At 66.2% G+C, this 16,151-nt stretch carries 13 protein-coding genes; 6 read left to right on the top strand and 7 right to left on the bottom strand.

Annotation, left to right across the window (positions count from 1 at the left end; translation table 11 throughout):
• Positions 1-4: 4 nt before the first annotated feature.
• Positions 5-610, bottom strand: coding sequence for a TetR/AcrR family transcriptional regulator (locus G6N68_RS20505; RefSeq protein ID WP_069421580.1), 606 nt, complete (start codon positions 608-610; stop codon positions 5-7).
• Positions 610-1,857, bottom strand: a complete 1,248-nt coding sequence (locus tag G6N68_RS20500; RefSeq protein ID WP_163716234.1) for a cytochrome P450 — start codon at positions 1,855-1,857, stop codon at positions 610-612. The genes G6N68_RS20505 and G6N68_RS20500 overlap by 1 nt, the downstream gene beginning before the upstream one ends.
• Before the next feature lie 144 nt (positions 1,858-2,001).
• On the opposite strand from G6N68_RS20500, the gene G6N68_RS20495 reads away from it, so the two are divergent.
• Positions 2,002-2,427 (top strand): cellulose-binding domain-containing protein, encoded by a 426-nt coding sequence (locus G6N68_RS20495; RefSeq protein WP_069421578.1) that lies wholly within the window; start codon positions 2,002-2,004, stop codon positions 2,425-2,427.
• A 321-nt stretch (positions 2,428-2,748) separates the two neighbouring features.
• Here G6N68_RS20495 and G6N68_RS20490 read toward each other — a convergent pair whose 3' ends face one another.
• Together G6N68_RS20490 and tap are read right to left on the bottom strand one after the other, a co-directional pair.
• Positions 2,749-4,116: an FAD-binding oxidoreductase gene (locus G6N68_RS20490; RefSeq protein WP_163716232.1), complete on the bottom strand. Its 1,368-nt coding sequence runs from the start codon at positions 4,114-4,116 to the stop codon at positions 2,749-2,751.
• Positions 4,117-4,126: 10 nt separating this feature from the next.
• Complete coding sequence (tap, locus tag G6N68_RS20485) at positions 4,127-5,386, bottom strand: multidrug efflux MFS transporter Tap (RefSeq protein WP_163716230.1); 1,260 nt, start codon at positions 5,384-5,386, stop codon at positions 4,127-4,129.
• 60 nt (positions 5,387-5,446) lie between these two features.
• Between tap and G6N68_RS20480 the strand changes: the two genes are divergently transcribed.
• The 3 genes from G6N68_RS20480 to G6N68_RS20470 are packed head-to-tail and all read left to right on the top strand — an operon-like array spanning position 5,447 to position 8,488.
• On the top strand, positions 5,447-6,274 hold the full coding sequence (locus tag G6N68_RS20480; RefSeq protein ID WP_163716227.1) for a uracil-DNA glycosylase: 828 nt from the start codon (positions 5,447-5,449) through the stop codon (positions 6,272-6,274).
• The gene (locus G6N68_RS20475; RefSeq protein WP_163716224.1) at positions 6,271-7,404 is read left to right on the top strand and encodes an FAD-binding protein; all 1,134 of its coding nucleotides are present in this window, start codon (positions 6,271-6,273) and stop codon (positions 7,402-7,404) included. The genes G6N68_RS20480 and G6N68_RS20475 overlap by 4 nt, the downstream gene beginning before the upstream one ends.
• A gap of 52 nt (positions 7,405-7,456) precedes the next feature.
• The gene (locus G6N68_RS20470) at positions 7,457-8,488 is read left to right on the top strand and encodes an LLM class flavin-dependent oxidoreductase (RefSeq protein ID WP_163718830.1); all 1,032 of its coding nucleotides are present in this window, start codon (positions 7,457-7,459) and stop codon (positions 8,486-8,488) included.
• Here G6N68_RS20470 and G6N68_RS20465 read toward each other — a convergent pair.
• Together G6N68_RS20465 and G6N68_RS20460 are read right to left on the bottom strand one after the other, a co-directional pair.
• Positions 8,485-12,453, bottom strand: coding sequence for a diguanylate cyclase domain-containing protein (locus G6N68_RS20465; RefSeq protein WP_163716221.1), 3,969 nt, complete (start codon positions 12,451-12,453; stop codon positions 8,485-8,487). The two genes, G6N68_RS20470 and G6N68_RS20465, sit on opposite strands and share 4 nt — an antisense overlap.
• A gap of 105 nt (positions 12,454-12,558) precedes the next feature.
• Positions 12,559-13,002 carry an HIT family protein gene (locus G6N68_RS20460; RefSeq protein ID WP_163716218.1) on the bottom strand — a complete coding sequence of 148 codons (444 nt, stop codon included), beginning with the start codon at positions 13,000-13,002 and terminating at the stop codon, positions 12,559-12,561.
• An 83-nt stretch (positions 13,003-13,085) separates the two neighbouring features.
• Between G6N68_RS20460 and G6N68_RS20455 the strand changes: the two genes are divergently transcribed.
• Positions 13,086-14,477, top strand: coding sequence for an amidase (locus G6N68_RS20455; protein ID WP_163716215.1), 1,392 nt, complete (start codon positions 13,086-13,088; stop codon positions 14,475-14,477).
• On the opposite strand, the gene G6N68_RS20450 is transcribed toward G6N68_RS20455, so the two are convergent.
• Complete coding sequence (locus G6N68_RS20450) at positions 14,472-14,972, bottom strand: DNA-deoxyinosine glycosylase (RefSeq protein ID WP_163716212.1); 501 nt, start codon at positions 14,970-14,972, stop codon at positions 14,472-14,474. The genes G6N68_RS20455 and G6N68_RS20450 overlap by 6 nt on opposite strands.
• 39 nt (positions 14,973-15,011) lie before the next feature.
• On the opposite strand from G6N68_RS20450, the gene G6N68_RS20445 reads away from it, so the two are divergent.
• The gene (locus G6N68_RS20445; RefSeq protein ID WP_163716208.1) at positions 15,012-16,133 is read left to right on the top strand and encodes an adenylate/guanylate cyclase domain-containing protein; all 1,122 of its coding nucleotides are present in this window, start codon (positions 15,012-15,014) and stop codon (positions 16,131-16,133) included.
• Positions 16,134-16,151: the final 18 nt, after the last annotated feature.

The raw sequence follows: 16,151 nt of genomic DNA, 5'->3' as shown, positions 1-16,151 counted from the left end.
CTGACTACTGGATAGCCTCACGGGCCGACACCATGACCGGGGCGAGGAACTCCTCGATCATCGCCCGTTCGTCGGCCTCGTCGCGGCCCGGAAACATCAACAGCGAGACGATGATCCGCACCGCCCAACGGGCGCGTCGTTCGACGATGGACGGCGCCCCGTCGGTCTGCGACACGAGTCCGAGGGAGTGCAGGAACGAGGCGGCCAGAGCCGTGATCACCTCGGACTGGTCTGCCATCCGGGCGCCGATGGGGGCGCGTGTGGCGAGGAACCACGCGGCCAACGGTGGACTCTCGCGCACCATGCGCAAGGTGGCGAGGATGCTAGAGACCAGCCGTTCCCGCGGGTCCTCATCGTCGTCAGCCCCACTCAGAACCTGTCGGCCCAGTCGATGCGTCTCGCGGTGCACATACGCGATGCGCAGCGCCTCGCGGCTCTCGAAGTATCGGTAGAGGGTGGCGCGGGAACATCCTGCGGCTGCCGCGATTTCGTTCATGCCGACCGATTCCGGATCGCGCTCGGTAAACAGTCGCTCGGCGGCATCCAGTATCCGGTCGGCTGCCGCCTCGGTGCGTCGGTCGGCAAGCCAATCCTTGCTGGAGCCCGCCATCAGCGCATCCGGATCGGCACCGACAATGGTCGTCGAACATAGCCGCCCCCAGACCATACGATGCACGACTCGTCGACCTCGAAATCTGGACAGCGGGAGAGTAATTCGCTTAGGGCAACCCGTGATTGCATTCGAGCGGCAGCGGCCCCTAGGCAATGGTGGGCGCCCTGGCTGAAGGTCATGATGTTGCGCGGGCACCGCCTGACGTCGAGTTCGCCTGCGTCCGGACCGTATTGGCGCTCGTCGCGGTTGGCCGAACCGTATAGCAGCAAGACGCGGCGACCGGCGGGAATGGTGGTGTCATGGATGGTGACGTCACGGGTGGCCGTGCGGGCCAGGTTCTGCACCGGAGAGGTCAACCGCAGCAATTCATCGACGGCGTCCGGGATGAGTCCGGGCTCGTCGATCAACATCTGGCGCTGGTCGGGCCGTTCGTGCAGCAGTTGCATAGAACCTCCGAGCATGCCGGTCACGGTGTCGTTACCACCGGTGACCATCGTAAACGTAAAGCCCAAAATCGACAGCACGCCGGCGATATCACCATCGGCGCCCACTCCGGCAGAAACCAGGTGCGAGATCGTGTCGTCGCCGGGATCGGTCCGCCGTCGTTCGATCAGTGTGGTGAAGTAGGCCATGATCTCCCCGACCGCGTTCCCGGCCGGTCCCAACGCACTTGCGATGCCGCCGTCTGCGGTGTTGGCGGCGACGATGGCCTGGGTCCAGCCGTCGAACTGCACCCAATCTTCCTCGGGCACACCAAGATAATGTGCGACGACCATGGACGGGAGCGGCTTGAACAGTTCCGTGACGATGTCGCCGCGGCCGTTCGCGCGCAGCCTCTCGATCCGCTCGACGACGAACTCGCGCACCTTGGGCTCGACTGCCTCGACCTGACGCGGGGTGAATCCGCGCGACACCAACTTGCGAAATTGGGTGTGAACCGGCGGATCCTGCATCACCATGGGCAAGTTGTCTTGCAGTCCGAGCATTTCCAGGTCGCCGTAGTTCACCGTCAAGCCCTGTGCCGACGAGAATGTCTGGTGGTTCCGTGCCGCCGCCCAGACATCGGCGTGACGCGACAGCACGTAGTAGTCATGCTCGGGATTCGCCGGGGGGACGACGCGGTGCACCGGGTCGTGGTCCCGTAGCGCCCGGTACATCGGCCAGGGGTTAGACCAGGTCTCGGCGGTGGCCAGCCGGAACTTGACCGGCACTTCCTGAGACGGATGAGACAAAGCTGTCGACATGTCTTATTGGTACGACAGGTCGGGCTGAATGTCAACCGATTGACGGTGCCGGCATCTCACGACGATCTCTTTTGAGCAAACTTCCGGCAGCTTGCCCGCGATGCGCGGAGTCGCATCCCGCCTTCTGCTATAACGTTGGCTCTTATGGCCGGTCGAAGCCGTCGCGAGAACCGTTGGCGCACAGCGCTTCACGTAACTCTATCGGCATGCGTTGCGGCTGTCCTGGCGCTCGCCACCAGCCCGGTCGCTCAGGCGGCCGCCGTCACGGCGACGTTGCAGGTGCAACATACGTGGCAGGACGGGTTCATCGCCCGCTACGTCGTCACTAATTTGAGCATGGCGCAGGTGTCGGACTGGCGGCTCGAATTCGACATGCCGGTGGGGCAGTCCCTGTCGCACACCTGGAACAGCAGCTTCACGCAATACGGCACGCACTTCGTGATCACCCCGGCGAACTGGAATCGCACCATCGCACCCGGTGGTTCGGCCACCGGCGGCATGAGGGGAGTGCTGACCGGTACTTACTCGCCACCGGTGAATTGCCGGATCAACGGGGTGCCCTGCAGTTAGGTGGCGACGGCCGCTATCGGTGGTGAGCCTGTAATCCTGCAGGTCCCCACTCAACCTTCTCCTGCAGGATTTCAGGCTCGGCGATGTGCGCGGCGAGGCGGGCTTGGTGCGTCGGGATGAGGGCCGCGTCGAGCGGTGACCCTGTATTTCTGCAGGTCTTTACTCGAACTTTTTCTGCAGGATTTCAGGCTCGGCGGCGAGGCGCGAGGAGGCGAGGCGGTGAGCAGGCCGCGTCGATGCGGAGCCGGCGAGCCGGCGATTACGCAACGCCCCGACGCGCCGCTGAGACGCGTCGCAAAGCTGCACGCCCGCCGGTTACGGCTAGATACCCGAGCCGGGATTCAAAATCCCGCCCGGGTCCAACGCCTGCTTGATGCGGCGATTCAGATCCATCACGTCGGGTCCGAGGTAGTCTTCCAGCCACGGCAGCTTCAACCGGCCGACACCGTGCTCGCCGGTGATCGTGCCGCCCAAATCAATTGCCAGATCCATGATTTCGCCGTACGCGAGCTGTGCGCGCTCGGCCATCGCCGCGTCGTTAGGATCAAACACCAACAGCGGGTGGGTGTTGCCGTCACCGGCGTGCGCGATCACCGAGATCATCAGCTCTCGCTCCTCGGCGATGCGTGCGATCCCGGTGACCAAGTGGCCCAGCGCGGGCAGCGGCACCCCGACGTCTTCGAGCAACAACGATCCCTTGGCTTCGACGGCCGGGATGCAGAACCGCCGGGCGGCGACGAAAGCCTCGCCCTCGTCCGGGTCGTCGGTCGAAAACACTTCCTTTGCACCGTTTTCCGCGAACACCTCGGCTATTACTTTGGCATCCTGGCTGCCGGCCCGGCCGCGTTCGTCGGAGCCGGCCACCAGCATCGCCGCGGCGTCGCGGTCCAGGTCCATCCGCAGCGTGTCCTCGACGGCATTGATTGCTACCGAGTCCATGAACTCCAGCATGGCGGGGCGGAGCCGGGCCGTGACTCCCAAGACCGCGTCGATCGCCTGTTCCACCGAAGCAAAGCTCGCCACCACCACGCTCAACGCGTTCTGGGCGGGCAGTAGTCGCAGCGTCACCTCGGTGATGACACCGAGCGTCCCTTCGCTCCCGACGAATAGCTTCGTCAACGAAAGCCCGGCCACGTCCTTCAGCCGCGGCCCGCCCAGTCGCACGGCGGTCCCATCGGCAAGCACCACCTGCATGCCCAGCACATAGTCGGTGGTGACGCCGTACTTTACGCAGCACAGCCCGCCCGCATTGGTGGCGATGTTGCCGCCGATGCTGCAGATCTCGTACGACGAGGGATCGGGCGGATACCACAGCCCGTGCTCGGCGACGGCCTTCTTGACCTCGGCGTTGAACAGGCCCGGCTGACACACCGCGGTGCGGGTGACCGGGTCGACGGTGATGTCGCGCATCTTTTCCGTCGACAGCACGATCCCGTTGTCCACCGCGGTCGCCCCGCCCGACAACCCGGAACCTGCCCCACGCGTCACGACCGGCACCGAATGGGCCGACGCCCACCGCAGCACGGTTTGCACCTCTTCGGTACGGCGCGGCCGGACCACCGCCAGCGGCTTACCCGCCGACGGGTCAAAGGCGCGGTCTTGCCGGTAACCCTCGGTCACCGCAGGGTCGGTGACCACCATTCCCTCGGGCAGGTCGGCAATCAGCCCTGCCAGCAGATCGGCGCTCACCGGGCCGATCTTAGGCCCTTACCTCAGCGGCCGATTCAACGGCGAACTCCGGCTCCCGGTCCAGTTCGCGCAGCGACGGTAGCCGGATGCAGATCAGTCCGGTCACCAGGATCGGCACCGCCAGCGCGAAGAACGTCACCTTCAGCCCTGCCGCGTCGGTCAGTGGGCCCGCCAGCAGCAAGCCCAGCGGACCCGCGGCGTAGGCCATCGACGTCATCACACCGACGACCCGCCCGCGCAGATAGTGCGGTGCCCGCGTCTGCATCACGTAGTTGTAGATCGGCTGGATGGGTCCGTAGACCAACCCGATCACCGCACACATCACCAGGATCACCGGCAACGGCGGCAGCACCGCGATCACGAGTGTCGCCGCACCAAAACTCGACACCGCCGTCAGCATGATCAACCGCCGCGACATGTATGACGCCACTACCGCGTAACCCAGCGCGCCCAACAGGCTGCCGATCGACAGCGCCACCAGCGCCGAGCCCAGCTGCCCGGGTTGCTGGCGGTCGCTGAAGTACTTCGGGAACAGCACGCTCTCCATCGGCAGGTACAGCGCCGTCACCGTCAGGTCGATCAGCGCCAGCGCGCGCAGCACTCGCAGACTCCACACGAAACGCAGGCCCTCCACGACGCCGGACACCAGGCCCTCCGGCCGGGTGGAGTGGTGCGGCTTGCCCGCTCCCTCGAGCTGCAAGACGGCCATCGCCAGGATGGACAATCCGAATGCCCCGGCGGTGACCCACATCGTGGTGATGCCGCCGATGGTGGCGATCATCAGGCCGCCGATGCCCGGGCCCACCACAAACGCCACGTTGAGCACTGCCTCATAGATGCTGTTGGTCCGGTCCAGCGACCAACGAGCCCGGGCGGCCGCCTCGGGCAGCATCGATTGGCGGGCGGTAATCCCGGCCGGGTCGAACAGCGCTCCGCAGGCACCCAGGATGGCCAGCACCGCCACGTTCACCGCGTCGACGCCGAACGCCCACGCCACCACGGGGACGGCGGCCACCGACGCCGCAGACAGCACGTCGGAAACAATCGAGACGCAGCGGCGGCCGAAGTAGTCGACCGCGGTGCCCGCAATCAGCGTGGAGAACAGCAGCGGCAGCGTCGTCGCGCCGGCCACGATCGAGGCCTGCCCGGCGCTGCCCTGGCGCTGCAACACCAGCCACGGGAACGCGATTATCGAGATGCCGTTGCCGGCACACGACATCAGCGTGGCGAGGAGAATCAGGTAGGCCGGGCCGCGGCTGGTGGTGTTCATGGCGATCGCGGCTGAATGTAGCCCCGCGGCCCGAACGGAGCCACCGATTTTTTTGCCGCAGTGCAGGATGGTGCTGTGCTCATCCACCCGAATACCGGCCAGGCGTTCGGTTCTCCGGTAAGCCCGGGCACCGGTTGGCCGGGCGATCCGGCGACCCCGCAGACGCCGGTGGCGCGCGACGCGGCGCAGGTCGTCGCCCTGGCGAAGAAAGCAGGCTCGATCGCGGAGCTCGACGCCGTGGTCAGTGTGTGCCGAGCGTGCCCCCGGCTGGTCAGTTGGCGTGAGGAGGTCGCCGTCACCAAGCGCCGAGCCTTCGCCAACCAGCCGTATTGGGGACGACCGGTACCGGGCTGGGGATCGGAACGGCCCTGGTTGCTGATCGTCGGCCTGGCTCCCGCGGCAAACGGCGCCAATCGCACCGGGCGCATGTTCACCGGGGACCGCTCGGGTGACCAGCTCTACGCCGCGCTGCACCGTGCCGGCCTGGTAAATCAGCCGACCAGCGTCGACGCGGCGGACGGGTTGCAGGCAAACGGCATCCGGATCACGGCGCCGGTGCGCTGCGCGCCGCCGGCCAACGCCCCGACCCCGGCCGAACGCATCACGTGCTATCCGTGGCTGGAGGCCGAGTGGCACCTGATCTCCGATCACGTTCGGGTGATCGTGGCCTTGGGCGGGTTCGGCTGGCAGGTAGCGCTGGGACTGCCGGCGGCGGCCGGCATGCGCAAGCCAAAATTCGGTCATGGCGCAGTCGCGGAGCTGCCATCAGGTGTGCGGTTGCTCGGCTGTTACCACCCGAGCCAGCAAAACATGTTCACAGGTAAGTTGACTCCGGCGATGCTGGACGAGATTTTCGTCGAAGCGAAGAAGCAGGCAGGGGTTAAGTGACGAGAACGGTTCTTATATCGGGTGCCAGCGTCGCGGGTACGACCGCGGCGTACTGGCTTCAGCAGCAGGGCTTTTCCGTGACGGTGGTGGAGCGTTATCCGGGGCTGCGACCAGGCGGGCAAGCGATCGACGTGCGCGGTCCTGCACTGACTGTGCTGGACCGCATGGGGCTGTTGGCCGCCGCGGAGGAAAAGAAGACCCGAATCCGCGGCGCGTCCGTCGTCGATCGTGACGGCAACGAGCTGTCCCGCGACACCGAATCGACACTGACCGGCGGGCCGATCGACAATCCCGACATCGAGTTGTTGCGTGACGACCTCGTCCAATTGCTCTATCAGGCAACCCAACCCGACACCGAGTACGTCTTCGACGACAGCATCGTCTCGATCCGCAGTTTCGGCGAGACGGTCGAGGTGACGTTCAGGTATGGGGAGCCCCGCAATTTCGACCTGGTGATCGGTGCCGACGGCTTGCACTCCAATGTTCGGGAGTTGGTGTTCGGCCCCGAGGAGAGATTCATCAAGAGGCTGGGCACGCACGCGGCGATCTTCACCATCCCCAACTTCTTGAACCTCGACTACTGGCAAACATGGCATTACGGCGACAACAGCATGGCCGGCGTCTACAGCGCCCGCGACAACACCGAGGCGCGTGCCATGTTGGGCTTCTTGGATCCCGATCTGCACATCGATTACCGCGAGACCGAAGAGCAGTTCGCGGAGCTGGAACGGCGGATGGCCGACGACGGCTGGATACGTCCGCAGCTACTGAGCTACATGCGTTCGGCACCCGACTTCTACTTCGACGAGATGGCGCAGATCCTGATGGATCACTGGTCGATCGGCCGGGTGGTGCTGGTGGGTGACGCCGCATATTGCTGCTCGCCGCTGTCGGGTCAGGGAACCAGCGTGGCCTTGCTGGGCGCCTACATACTTGCCGGCGAGCTCAAGAAGTCCACCCGCAACACCTTCGTCGACCACGGTGAGGCGTTCACCAACTACTTCCAGCGGTTCAAGGCCTACACCGAGGGCAACCAATTCCTGGCCACCGACAACATCCCCGGCGGCGCGCCGATCTCCCAGGAACAGTTCGAATACATCATCAATTCGATCGAGCTGCCGGACTACTGACCCGGCACTAGAGCCGGGGAACGTTCCCGCAGTAAAAGGCGTTGTGGCGATCGTGCGTCTTTCCGTCCTTGATCTCGTTCCGGTCCGCACCGACCAGTCCACCGGCGACGCGCTGGCGGCGACCGTGTCGTTGGCGCAGACCGCGGACCGGCTGGGTTTCACCCGCTACTGGGTGGCCGAACACCACAACATGCCGTCCGTGGGCGCTACCAGCCCTCCGGTGTTGATCGCCTACCTGGCCGCGCAGACCTCGCAAGTGCGACTGGGCTCCGGTGGGGTGATGCTGCCCAACCACGCGCCCCTGGCGGTGGCCGAGCAGTTCGCGCTGCTGGAAGCGGCGGCGCCCGGACGCATCGACCTGGGTATCGGCCGCGCGCCCGGGTCCGACCCGGTCACGTCCTACGCCCTGCGCGGGGGCCGTGACGACCGCGACATCGAGAACTTCCCCGAGTACCTCGACGACGTGGCGGCGCTGATGAGCGCCCGCGGGGTGGTGGTGCCGCTGCGGTCGGGGGATTACCGGCTCAAGGCGACCCCGGCCGCGACAAGCGAACCGCGGCTGTGGCTGCTGGGGTCCTCGATGTATTCCGCGCACCTGGCCGCCGCCAAGGGCCTGCCGTATGTCTTCGCGCATCACTTCTCCGGCAAGGGCACCGAGGAAGCGCTCGAGGTCTATCGCACCCGCTTCAAGCCCAGCACCTTCGCCGCCGAGCCGGTGACATTCCTGACGGTCAATGCCGCGGTGGCCGACACGCACGACGAGGCGGTGGCGTTGATGCTGCCGAACCTGCAGATGATGGCGCGGCTGCGGACCGGGCAGCCGCTCGGTCCCGTGCCGCTGGTCGAAGAGGCGGCGGTAGCGCAACTCAGTCCGGCGCAGCAGCACATCGTGGACTCCGGCTTGGAGCGGGCCGTCGTCGGCGCACCCGCGGAGGCCGCCGAACAGCTGCGCGCGCTCGCCGAACGGTTCGGTGTCGACGAGGTGATGGTGCACCCGGTGGCCTCAGCGCACCGCGGCACCGATCCCGCGACCAGCCCCGCCCGGGTAGCGACACTGGAGCTGCTCGCCAAGGAGCTGTTCTAGTCGATCGCTCGCGCCTGCTTCGACGCCTCGGGGGTGTGCGTGGTGATCCACTTCAGCATCGGTCCCGCCGGCAGCGGCGGACTGTGCACGAACCCCTGGGTGATCGTGCAGCCATAGCGCCGCACCGCGCTCAGAGTCACCTCGTCCTCGACTCCCTCGGCCACTAGATCGGCCCCCAGGCTTTGCGCCAAGGCGACTGTGGACCGCACGATGGCCACCGAGCGCGGATCCTGGGCCAGCCGCGCCACAAATCGGCGATCGAGTTTGAGCTCGTCCACCGACACATCCTGGAGGCGGGCCAGCGACGACCACCCGGTGCCGTAGTCGTCCAGCGAGATCCGAACGCCCAGGCGTCGCAGCGAAGCCACGGTATTGCGAGATCGTGCCGAGTCGACGAGGGTGCTCTCGGTGATCTCGATGATCAGTGCTTCGGGGGGGAGATCGTGGGCCTGCAGTAGTCGCTCGATGGTGCCCACCAAGTCCAGGTCGAGAAGATTCGCTGTCGAGAGGTTCACCGCCACCGTCAGCGATACGCCCTGATCCCGCCAGGATCGGATCTGTTCGAGGGCCATGTTCACCGTGCGGTGGGCCACCTGGCGCATCAGGCCGGCGCGTTCGGCGGCGGGCAGGAACTCTTCTGGTAGCAACAGGCCGCGGCTGGGATGATGCCAGCGCAGCAGTGCTTCCAGGCTGTGGATGCTGCCGTCGCGCGCGTTGATCTTGGGCTGGTAATGACAGGTCAGTTCGTCGGCATCCGACAACGCGGCGCGCAGGTCCTCGATGACGTGCGGATCGTTGTCACGATAAAGCTCGAACGCAGGGTCGTACACCGCGATCTTGCCTTTGGCCGACTTGGCGTGCGGGATTGCGGTTTCGGCGTGCGTCAGCAATTCCTGCGGGTGCTCACAGTGGTCGGGATACAACACGATGGCAACGCGGGCATCGACTTGCACGGTGATCGGGTCCAATGCGAACGGTTCGCACAAGACCTCGAGCAATCGGCCGGCCTGCGCACGCGCGGCGATGAGGTCTGCGCCCTCGGACAGCAGCACCGCGAATTGGTTATCGCTTACCCGTGCAAGCAGATCGCCGCGACGAACGTTGGCCGAGAGTCGATTCGCGATGTGGCACAACAGGTCATCGCCGAAGTGCCGCCCGATCGAGTCGTTGATCTCTTGGAACTCATAGAGTTCCAACAGCAACAATGCCCGGCGGGACGGCATCCTGGCCGCCAACGAGGGCGGGTGTACGGGTGCTGTGATGAGCGCTGTGACCATCGCGCGTCGATTGGGCAAGGCCGTCAAGTCGTCGGTCATGGCCTGCTTGTGGCTTTCGGCCAAGAAACTGACATCCCGGAAGGTCACCGAGTATCGGGCAGCGACCGCGACAAGGGTCAACGCGGCCAGTGTCGTGGCCGATAGCGAATTGTGCCCGAGGATGGTGACCGCAAGCGCCACGACGGTGCACGCCACGGGTACCAGGTAAGAGTCCAGCCCACGTCTGGGTTGGGCCGGCGCGGGCGAAGACGGCGCCCAACTCGCCAACGCGATGAAATAGGCCGAGGCCGGCCAGCAGGCATCCAGCACGGTGCCGGCGCGGTAGGCACCGGCGGACGTCTCGAACAGATAGGCGGTGTCCGCGGCGGCAAACAGTACGAATCCCAGCACCAGCAGAATCCAACGACGTTCGTTGCGCCAGCCCAGGATTGGCAACATGCTGGCTGCCAACGCCAGCAGCATCAGATCGCCCCAGGGATAAAGCAACCCCACCAGGACCGTGGCCGGCGCGCGGGTAGCGGCGGCATCGATGGGCCCGGCCGTGAGCGCCGCGGCCACCGCGGCCATGGCCAATCCGCACACCACTGAATCTAGTCGCACCGGTATCGGCACGCGCTTCAGCCGCGCCCGCATGAGCAGCAGGATGCCGGCAAACGCCAGTGGGTAGAACGCCAAGTACGCCGGATCCGCCGCCGACGGCGATTGTCCGTCTGGCACCCACGCGGCGTAGATGATGTCGCCCAGCGCGGACGACGTGGCCGCAGCCGCGATCAGAATCCACCCGTATCGGTCCACGGTCACCCGCCACGCGCGTACGGCGACCACGATCGCTGGCAACAGGTTCAGCGCCGGATATACGAATTTCGCGAGAAATACGCTGTCGTCGGTCTTTTGGAAGATCACACTGGCCACCGCGAATGCCACCACGCCAATACCCAACAGCGCCAGAGTGATTCGAATGAGCGTGGGAGGCCACCGGATGCCGTGGGGGGCCTCAGTCAGCTGATCGAGTACGCGAACGGGTGCATCGACGGACGCCGCAGCTGCGTCAGTGCCTCGCCGCATGATCCGCACCTTCGCGGGCGTGTCGGTTACGTCCGCGACCACCCCGGCGTCGCGGCGGTGGGGCGGACCCGGGGATTCGTCGACCCCCGATATCGCCGTATCCGAGATCGGGACAAAACTACGAATGCATTGGCCGCCATCACGTTTCGCGGCATACATGGCAAGGTCGGCGTGCCGCAGGAGTTCGTCGACGGTGCAGTTCGACGACGCGGTGGCCACGGTGAAGCCGATGCTTGGTCGGATGGCCAACGGGACGCCGTCGATGACAATTGCCGCGCTGAAGCATTCCAGGACGCGTTGTGCCGTCGCCCACGACTCCTCTACCGACCTTTCGATCAGCACCGCGAACTCGTCACCGCCGAGGCGGGCAACAAGACCGGACTCCTGCACCGCGGTGGTAAGCCGGTCCGCGACCCGGGTCAAGAGTTCGTCGCCGGCCGGGTGGCCCAACGCGTCATTGACCGATTTGAAGTTGTCCAGGTCCAGACACAACACCGCAACCGTTGCGCCGGTCTGCCGTTGGTTGCCGACGGATTGCTCAAGGCGCCGCAAGAAGTGGGCGCGATTGGCCAGCCCGGTCAGGCTGTCTCGAAATGCTTCTTGCGACACTTCTTTCAGCAGGCCCTGGTTTTCCAGAAGGACGACGAACTGGCGGGCCAGCACGGCGGTCACCAAGATTCCCAGCTCTACGGTCAATATCGGCCGGTGCACCATCATCTGCCCTACCGCTTCACTCATGCAGACGACCGCGGCCAGTAATAGCGGCAGGTACGGCAACCACAGTCGCGCGCGGGACCTGATCACCGCCCGCGTTTCGTCCGGATAAGCCAGCACGGGCGGCTCGTTGATGCTCGCGAGGGCCGCCAGCGCGATCATGCACATCCCGACTATCCGAGTGATGTCGACGAGATCGCCGCTGTGGTAGCTGCCCATCCCGCTGTGGAACACGACCAGGAGGTCGGCAACACCGATCGTTATAACCCCCCCGGCCACCACGCTCAGGCTCAGTCGGTTTTCGGCACGAGCTCGCGAAAACGCGATGATCGCGGTCGTCATGACAACCACATCGGCGGCGACATGGGTGAGCGTCGCCGCCTTTGGGCCACTGCCCTCCATGACCAGCTTTCGCAGGACAGACACCCACGAGACCACGAACAGCGAGGTGGCAACGATGACGCCGTCCAGGACCAGGTGCCAGGGAATGCGGCGAACCGGACGGGACAGCAGCACCAGCGTCGCGATGGCGCCCAGCGGATAGAGCATCTGGACAACCTCCGCCGCGGCCGGATGAGCGGCGTGCTCGAACTCCGACCGGACCTCCACGACCGCCCAGATGACTTCGCCGACCGCCCAACCCAACAGGGCCGTCATTAGGGCCAGCCAGCCGAGCCGGTGCCGCCCCGCCCGGCGCCGGGCCGCCAATCCGGCGCATGCCGCGCCGACCACGAGGCAGAGCACCGTCACAAATTCGTTGATCGGTTCCGTCGCATAACCGCCCCGCCAGCCCAACCAGGTCGAGGCGACGACCAGCGCTATGCCCAGCCCGTAGCCCGCCACGATCAGCCAGCCGACGCGTGCGGACAGCCCGAAGCGCCGCCACGGATTCCGTGTCGAGCGTCCCATAGCCACTCCAGCCCCGGCCTGCGGTGAACACTGGAGAGCTACACCGCGCTTTAGCAGAATAGACCGCTGCGCGGGGCTGTCGAGGCTTCTAGCCGCTGGTCGTCGTCAGGAATTCTCCTCCGACTGGCTCGCGTCGATGCGCGCCAGCGCATCCCGCAGCAGCCGGCCCGTTTCCTCCCGGTCGGGATCCCGACGCAGCAGCAAGCCTTTGGCCACCGACAGCTTGTCGCCGTCGCGCCGCGGCAGCACGTGCAGGTGAATGTGCATCACCGTCTGAAAAGCGGGTCGGCCGTCGTTGATACCGATGTTCGTTGCATCGGCCAACTCAGTCGCGCGGGCGGCCAGGGCGATCCGCTGGCCGATCTGGATCATGTCGGCCAGGGTCTCCGGCGGGGTGTCGGTGAGGTCCTGGGTGTGTTCCTTGGGAATGACCAGGGTGTGACCGCGCGTGAAGGGGCGGATGTCCAGGATGGCCAGATAGTCGTCGTCTTCATAGATTCGGATGGCCGGAGCTTCACCGGCGACGATCGCACAGAACACGCAGGTCATGTCGCCACGGTACTGGTCGGCTCCGCCGCGGGGCCGCGCGGACCAGTCAGGAACACCACAGGTGAGCGGGATACGCTGCGGCAGTGGACCCTAGCGATCTCGCCTTTGCCGGTGCCGCCGAACAGGCGCGGATGTTGGCCGACGGGGAAATCACCGCGCCGATGCTGCTCGAGGTCTACCTGGAACGGATCGAACGGCTGGACTCCGATCTGCGCGCCTACCGCGTGGTGCGTTACGACGGCGCTCGCGAGGAGGCCGAGGCCGCCCAGCAGCGCCTCGACGCCGGTGAGCGGCGGCCGCTGCTTGGCGTGCCGGTCGCGATCAAGGACGATGCTGACGTCGCCGGCGAGGTGACCAGCTACGGAACCGGCGCGCACGGCCCGGCCGTGAACTCGGACTCCGAGGTGGTGCGCCGATTGCGGGCCGCGGGTGCCGTCATCATCGGCAAGACGAACGTGCCCGAGCTGATGATCATGCCGTTCACCGAGTCGCTGTCATACGGGGCAACACGCAACCCGTGGAACCTTTCTCGCACACCGGGCGGGAGCAGTGGCGGCAGCGCCGCGGCGGTGGCAGCTGGGTTAGCTCCGCTGGCACTGGGATCCGACGGCGGCGGCTCGATTCGCATCCCGTCCACCTGGTGCGGCGTATTCGGACTGAAGACGCAACGTCACCGGATATCGCAGGAACCGCACGACGACGGGTGGTACGGGCTGAGCGTGTATGGGCCCATCGCCCGGTCGGTGATGGACGCCGCGCTGTTCCTCGACGCGACGACGGCGATCCCCGGACCCGAGGGCGAGTTCGCTGCGGCGGCCGCGCGTGCGCCCGGTCGACTGCGAATTGCGTTGAGCACCAAGACGCCAACTCCGCTGCCCGTCCGGTGCGGGAAGCCGCAATTGACCGCGCTCGAGCAGGCGGGGGCATTGCTGCGCGATCTCGGACACGATGTCGTCATCCGCGATCCCGAATATCCGCCGTGGGCAATCTATTCCAACTTCCTGCCCCGCTTCCTGCGCGGAATCAGCGACGACGCCGACGGTCAGGCGCACCCGCAGTATCTGGAACCGCGTACCCGCAACATCGCGAAGATGGGGTCGTTTTTCTCCGACCGTCGCATGGCGGCGGTGCTGGCCGCCGAGAGCGCGGCGAGCACGCGGATCCAGTCGATATTCGACGACGTCGATGTCGTCGTCACGCCGGGCACCGCGACAGGCCCCTCCCGCATCGGCGCCTATCACCGCCGCGGTGGAATCGCCACCTTGCTGTTGGTGGCGCAACGGGTCCCGTACCAACAGGTCTGGAACCTCACCGGTCAGCCCGCCGCCGTCGTGCCGTGGGACTTCGACGGCGACGGGCTGCCCATGTCGGTGCAGCTCGTCGGCCGGCCCTACGACGAGGCGACGCTGTTGTCGTTGGCCGCGCAGATCGAAGTCGCCAGGCCGTGGGCGCACCGCCGGCCCCCCCTGTCATGAGGGATGTCGCGAGATCACCTGCCAGGCCGCTAATTTCTCGGCGCGCGGTATGGCATGGGCCGAGCTGGTGGACGGTAGCCGCTGGTAGTGCACCCCGTCCGTCGGCGGGACCAGCCTGCGATACAGTTCGGCCGCCTTCGCGCCGTTGAAGTACACCCGTCGCAGCGCCGGGAACTCGGCGAACAGGCGTGCAAAATCATTGACCACCAAGCTGTTTCGATCGAACGCGGAGTCCGCGCTGCCATTGCGCCGGCAGTGGTGCAACACGTCCCAGAGTGCGACGCCGTGCAATTGCATTGCCGCCAGCCGGTGTTCGTACGGCGCGGCGACGGCGAAGCCGAAAAGCTCGCTGGCGATCGGCCAGAACGCGTTCTGCGGATTGGCGTAGTACTGGCCCGCCGCCAGCGATTGCACGCTGGGAAAGGAACCGAGGATCAGCACTCGGGCACGGTTGTCGACTACCGGCGGCAGTCCATTGAGCAGCGGTGTGGTCATCACCTCCCATGATCGCGGTCGGCCATTAACGTTGGGCGGGTGGACGGAACTCCCGAGGATGCTGTCGTCGAAGATCTGCTCGATGGGCTGCAGGGCACCGCGCGAGCCGAGCGCGCCGAGCTGGTGAAGTGGTTGTTCGAACAGGGCATCACTGCCGACGAGATCAGGGCGACCAATCCGCCGCTGCTGCTGGCCACCCGGCACCTCATCGGAGACGACGGCACCTATGTGTCGACCCGCGAGATCAGCGAACGTTATGGCATCGACCTCGGGCTGCTGCAGCGGATCCAGCGGGCGATCGGCCTGGCCAGGGTGGACGATCCCGACGCGGTCATCCACATGCGCGCCGACGGCGAAGCGGCCGCCTTGGCGCAACGGTTCGTCGACCTAGGCCTGGATCCCGACCAAGTCGTCCTCGTGGTGCGGATTCTTGCCGACGGCCTCTCGCGCGTCGCCGAAGTCATGCGGTACGCGGCGCTGTCGGCGATCATCCGCCCGGGCATCACCGAGCTGGAGATCGCCAAGGCATCGAAAACCCTGGTCAGCCAGATCGCGCCACTGCTCGGGCCGATAGCCCAAGAAATGCTGTTCATGCAGCTTCGCCACATGGTGGAGACCGAAGCGGTCAATGCCGGCGAGCGGGCCGCCGGTCAACCCCTGCCGGGTGCTCGCCAGATCGCGGTCGCGTTCGCCGACCTGGTCGGCTTCACCAAGCTTGGCGAGGTGATGTCGGCCGAGGAACTCGGGCAGCTTGCCAATCGATTGGCCGACCTCGCCCGCGACATGATCGCCCCACCGGTCCGGTTGATCAAGACGATCGGCGACGCCGTGATGCTCGTCTGCCCCGAGCCGGCGCCCCTGTTGGACACGGTGCTCAAGCTGGTCGAGGTGGTCGACTCCGACGACGCTTTCCCTCGGCTCAGAGCCGGAGTCGCCGCAGGAATGGCGGTGAGTCGTGCCGGTGATTGGTTCGGCAGCCCGGTGAATGCGGCCAGCCGGATCACCGGTGTGGCGCGGCCGGGCACGGTGCTGGTCGCGGACTCATTCGTCGACGCCCTGGGGGATGAGGCGGTGTTCGACTTGAAGTTCGCCGTCGCGCGCCGACTCAAGGGCATCAAGGGTGAGACGAAGTTATATCGGGCGCGGCGGGGCGGCTCCTAGCGAACGGCCGTGCGGCCC

Source organism: Mycobacterium bourgelatii, assembly GCF_010723575.1.
Taxonomy (GTDB): domain Bacteria; phylum Actinomycetota; class Actinomycetes; order Mycobacteriales; family Mycobacteriaceae; genus Mycobacterium; species Mycobacterium bourgelatii.
Note: the sequence above shows the minus strand (reverse complement) of the source record. Positions and strands in the feature narration are given on the sequence as shown.

What these genes read in the sequence shown, in the direction of transcription:
- G6N68_RS20505 (WP_069421580.1), bottom strand. Translation starts at nt 610, where the DNA reads ATGGCGGGCTCCAGCAAGGATTGGCTTGCCGACCGACGCACCGAGGCG.
- G6N68_RS20500 (WP_163716234.1), bottom strand. Translation starts at nt 1,857, where the DNA reads ATGTCGACAGCTTTGTCTCATCCGTCTCAGGAAGTGCCGGTCAAGTTC.
- G6N68_RS20495 (WP_069421578.1), top strand. Translation starts at nt 2,002, where the DNA reads ATGGCCGGTCGAAGCCGTCGCGAGAACCGTTGGCGCACAGCGCTTCAC.
- tap (WP_163716230.1), bottom strand. Translation starts at nt 5,386, where the DNA reads ATGAACACCACCAGCCGCGGCCCGGCCTACCTGATTCTCCTCGCCACG.
- G6N68_RS20465 (WP_163716221.1), bottom strand. Translation starts at nt 12,453, where the DNA reads ATGGGACGCTCGACACGGAATCCGTGGCGGCGCTTCGGGCTGTCCGCA.
- G6N68_RS20460 (WP_163716218.1), bottom strand. Translation starts at nt 13,002, where the DNA reads ATGACCTGCGTGTTCTGTGCGATCGTCGCCGGTGAAGCTCCGGCCATC.
- G6N68_RS20450 (WP_163716212.1), bottom strand. Translation starts at nt 14,972, where the DNA reads ATGACCACACCGCTGCTCAATGGACTGCCGCCGGTAGTCGACAACCGT.